Here is a 3,857-nt window from a genome sequence, read left to right as displayed (position 1 = left end):
ATTATTTTAAAGTCACATGAAATTCTGTAACACGAAAAACGCAACAGGTCGCAGAGTGATTCGATCTGGTTTTTAAAAAATTCATTTTGGACATACTTTGGAATTAATGCACTAGTGGCTATCACGATTATAAATTTTTGAATGTAAAACACAACGTAGGTGCAGGTTGAGAAGCAGATCTACCCTGCCTTTTTGAAGTGTTTTAGGTTACGTTTGTTATTTATGAATATATCGAATAACAATTTTGGCTATTGAAATTATTAAACCTATCATAACAAGGATTGCAATGATTAGAATAGGTCCAGCGCCTACAATGCTACCAATAAGTATAAACAGGGAGTCATGGCCTGGGAAAATATAATAGGCAATGCCAATAATTAGTAATATTATTATAAATATTGTTGACAATGATTGGATTGATATCTTTTGTAACATAAGTTATCATTATTACTTGATGAGTTTTTAATCATTTAAATTTAATTCATATTTTTAACGACACGATTTCATAGTCTAGTGCATCTATTCTTAAATACGTGCATAATATGAAAATAATTACAGCTTATGACGCAAATATTAACATAAATATTATTTTAAAGTCACATGGAATTCTGTAACACGAAAAACGCAGCCGGTCACAGAGTGATTCGATCTGGTTTTCAAAAAATTCATTTTGGACATACTTTGGAATCGATGCACTAGCTTGGTACAACAGGCCTAAGGCCTAATACTTGCTCCTTTAACGTAATTTACGAAGAGTCAAGAATTGAAGACGATAATTGTATTAGTGAAAAAACATGAATTTAATTTACTTACAGGAGTGCAAGTTGAGTGGAAGTATATGGTGGCCTTCAATTTGAAATATTTAACGAAGAAGATGTTGATGTTCTTACGCCCATAATGAAAAGAGCATTTGATGAGGATACTCAAAGGCATCTAAATCAACCAACTGGGGGCCCTGATGGCTATGATAACGGAGATTTTCTACGCAAATATGCTCTGAATCCCGCATCTCAAGCATATAAGGTTTCTAAAGACGGCAAACCAATCGGTGCTGTAATAGTCTGGATAAAGGAAAACAATGTAAACTTTTTAGGGAATATTTTTCTTGATCCTGAATTCCAGGATAAAGGATTAGGGTTGATAATTTGGGAATTCATAAAATCAAAATATCCTGCTACTGTAAAATGGTACACAGATACGCCAGGTTTTTCCAGAAGAAACCATAATTTTTATGTAAATAAATGTGGATTTAAAGTTGTAAAAATTAAAAATCCCAGAGATAAATATAATGGAACCTATATCTTGGAAAAACAGATAAAATAATTATCATTGGTTGTGTTAGTTATAGTTCTAATGAATATTCAATAAAGTGTGAATTAGGCGTAATTTAAGACTGCCATATCTATGCTGTTTCTGATTTGCAAGAATAAATCCATCACGTAGTCAGGAATTCACGCAAGGTTTTTACAATATTTCAAGCATTTTTCAGGAGAATGAGTATGGATGTAAAAATGAAAGGTATCGTAAGAGTTGTGCCATACGATCCTGAGTGAAAAAACGAATTTTTGAAAAAAGCAATGATTGTTGATTGTGTTGGTGATCTTATAACTGGTGTTGAGCATGTAGGGAGCACAGCGGTTGAAGGTCTTGCTTCAAAACCTATTATCGATATTGACGTAATCATTGATTCATACGATGTGTTTCTGACTGTAAAAGACAGGCTTTCAAAAATCGGATTTGAACACGAAGGAAATTTGGGTGTTGAAGGCAGAAAGGCTTTTAAAAGAACTTTTGTAGATGATCTTATGCCTTCTTCATATGAGATTGATCAGTACACGGTCGATGTTAGCGGCCATATACGGCAGTATTAAAAAAGGCTTATTTCTTCTTTCGTTTTGATTTTATTTAAAAAATATAAATGAAAATGAATTTAATTCGTGAAAAATATTAAATCAAGTCTTTTGTTTGTAATATACTGTTTATTTAGGCCTTTTACTTTCATCGGGTTCCTCTTCTATGTTTATTTGTTCTACTGTATCTTTTTTCATTTCTTCTATTGATTCTAGTTTTTTTATTAATTCTCTTTCTTTATTATCATTCTTCACCTTTCTTGCTGGCATTTTTTCACCTCAATAGTTTATGTCTGTTAAAGTAATAAATATATTGAAATAATTATGATACAAATATACTGAAATAATTATGATATTGAGTCTTTTTGTTAATACAAACCTGCGCTTATATTAAATAGAAAATCAATATTATAAAACATTACGATATTTTTGTAAGTACTGCTTTATGTTGTCTTAACTTGCGAACAAGGAATAAAAGTTCTTTATGAGTTATTTTTTGATTTGACGTTACAATTCATGCGTTAATATGATATTACGCAGATTACTTAAATAATGGGCGGTTTCAAGCGTGAAAGAATTTCCGGACTTTATGAAAAGTAAAAGTAACCATATCAGCAGTAAAGAGCAAAATACTGAGGACATCGATGGCTATTTTTACGAAGGCACAGACGGCAGCCAGATGGCTTTCTGGACCTGCTATTCGGACAGGGTTTCTAAGAAACATATTCATGAATTTGATGAGTACATGGTTTGTGTTAGCGACCAGTATACGGCAGTATTGAATGGCGAAAAGTTTGTTCTCAATCCCGGGGACGAGTTATTTATTCCGAAGGGGACAGAACAGTGTGGAAAGTGTGTTGCGGGAACGAGAACTATTCATGCTTTTGGAGGAAAACGGATTCAGAGAGTTGAAAGGCGATTAATTTATAAAAAGTGTGGTTAGAGATCGTTCAGACGTTAGAAAAAACTAATTTTACATAAAGAATTAAACCAATCTAGAAACAGAAGCAAACATTAATTTTCACATAAGCATTTTTAAATACATTTAAATAAAGTTAGAACTGTTTTACAATTGATGGATAAAATAATTCCCTCTGCTCCTGCAAAATATCCTTTAACTAATATTCCAGAAAGTAGGGCGATTACCGTCCTTAAATATATACTGAGTGAGTATGTAAAACCAGATATTCGTGAGATGGATAAAATCCCAAATACTGATGGATATTTGGTAATTAGAAATGAAGATCATGAGCCAATTGGAAAAATAGAAGTTCAAATAAAGAAGTGTCAGATGGATTTTCAGGAGAGCCTAAATATCAATGTTCGTTAAAGTTCCTCCCATATTGTGAAAGTTGCACATCACCAGTATTTCTGATTATAGTTGATATAAAAAATGAGGTTGCCTATTGGCTCTTTATCAGCAGAGAACTCTTAACAAATTTAGCATTAAGAATCAAGCAAGGATCAGAGTCAGTAAGTGTAAAAATTCCTTTAAAGAATATCATTCGGAAAGGAAATTCAGAATATTTATTAGAGTGGCAGAAAATTATTAAAGATTACAGCAAAAAAATTTGCTATTACGATGATTTATTAGAAGAACATACAAGCCTTGAAAAAGCATATGAAATATTAAAACAAGAAAATAGTTTACTTGGCGTAGAAAAATCTGAATTCCATAATATTCATAAATTTTTAGATCGACTGAACCTATATTTGGATACAGATTTTACTATCATAAAAGAAATATATTACAAAAATTGCTGGAAATTAGTTATTGGATACAATAATTACTCAGAAAACAACATTACATATTTGCTTTATCCTATTAACTTCAATAAAAACGACTTGCAGATTAGAGAAATATCAGATAAATTGAAGGAGGATCTACGAAAAGAATTAGAGATTTGTATTGTAAAAAATATTATTTCAAAAAATCCAAGTAATAACCAACCAGAAAAATATGCAAAGGAATTAATAATCGAAAAGTAAAGGCAGTGTGCCTAATCT

General features: G+C 31.4%; 6 protein-coding genes. 5 read left to right on the top strand and 1 reads right to left on the bottom strand.

The window, feature by feature from the left end; all coding sequences use genetic code 11:
* The first annotated feature begins 828 nt into the window (after window positions 1-828).
* Together A9239_RS00715 and A9239_RS00710 are read left to right on the top strand one after the other, a co-directional pair.
* On the top strand, window positions 829-1,323 hold the full coding sequence (locus tag A9239_RS00715; RefSeq protein ID WP_048155324.1) for a GNAT family N-acetyltransferase: 495 nt from the start codon (window positions 829-831) through the stop codon (window positions 1,321-1,323).
* Between the two features lie 254 nt (window positions 1,324-1,577).
* Window positions 1,578-1,871, top strand: a complete 294-nt coding sequence (locus tag A9239_RS00710) for a GrpB family protein (RefSeq protein ID WP_230629190.1) — start codon at window positions 1,578-1,580, stop codon at window positions 1,869-1,871.
* Window positions 1,872-1,979: 108 nt separating this feature from the next.
* Here the strand turns inward: A9239_RS00710 and A9239_RS19220 are convergent, their stop codons facing one another.
* Entirely contained in the window at window positions 1,980-2,120 is a 141-nt protein-coding gene (locus A9239_RS19220; protein WP_155396463.1) for a hypothetical protein, read from the bottom strand.
* A gap of 298 nt (window positions 2,121-2,418) precedes the next feature.
* On the opposite strand from A9239_RS19220, the gene A9239_RS00705 reads away from it, so the two are divergent.
* The 3 genes from A9239_RS00705 to A9239_RS00695 all read left to right on the top strand — a co-directional run bounded on the left by A9239_RS00705 (window position 2,419) and on the right by A9239_RS00695 (window position 3,839).
* A complete protein-coding gene (locus A9239_RS00705) occupies window positions 2,419-2,793 on the top strand; it encodes a cupin domain-containing protein (RefSeq protein WP_048118037.1) in 375 nt (124 codons plus the stop codon).
* Window positions 2,794-2,925: 132 nt separating this feature from the next.
* On the top strand, window positions 2,926-3,180 hold the full coding sequence (locus A9239_RS00700) for a hypothetical protein (protein WP_048118039.1): 255 nt from the start codon (window positions 2,926-2,928) through the stop codon (window positions 3,178-3,180).
* On the top strand, window positions 3,135-3,839 hold the full coding sequence (locus A9239_RS00695) for a DUF4365 domain-containing protein (protein WP_048118041.1): 705 nt from the start codon (window positions 3,135-3,137) through the stop codon (window positions 3,837-3,839). The genes A9239_RS00700 and A9239_RS00695 overlap by 46 nt, the downstream gene beginning before the upstream one ends.
* The last annotated feature ends 18 nt before the right edge of the window (window positions 3,840-3,857 follow it).

The sequence above is a fragment of the Methanosarcina sp. A14 genome (assembly GCF_001729375.1).
Lineage (GTDB): Archaea > Halobacteriota > Methanosarcinia > Methanosarcinales > Methanosarcinaceae > Methanosarcina > Methanosarcina barkeri.
The sequence above is the reverse complement of the archived record's forward strand: the minus strand, read 5'-3'. Positions and strand labels throughout refer to the sequence as shown.

Excerpts from the sequence above, each read along its gene's own strand:
- A9239_RS00700 (WP_048118039.1), top strand. The coding sequence starts at position 2,926 with ATGGATAAAATAATTCCCTCTGCTCCTGCAAAATATCCTTTAACTAAT.
- A9239_RS19220 (WP_155396463.1), bottom strand. The coding sequence starts at position 2,120 with ATGCCAGCAAGAAAGGTGAAGAATGATAATAAAGAAAGAGAATTAATA.
- A9239_RS00710 (WP_230629190.1), top strand. The coding sequence starts at position 1,578 with ATGATTGTTGATTGTGTTGGTGATCTTATAACTGGTGTTGAGCATGTA.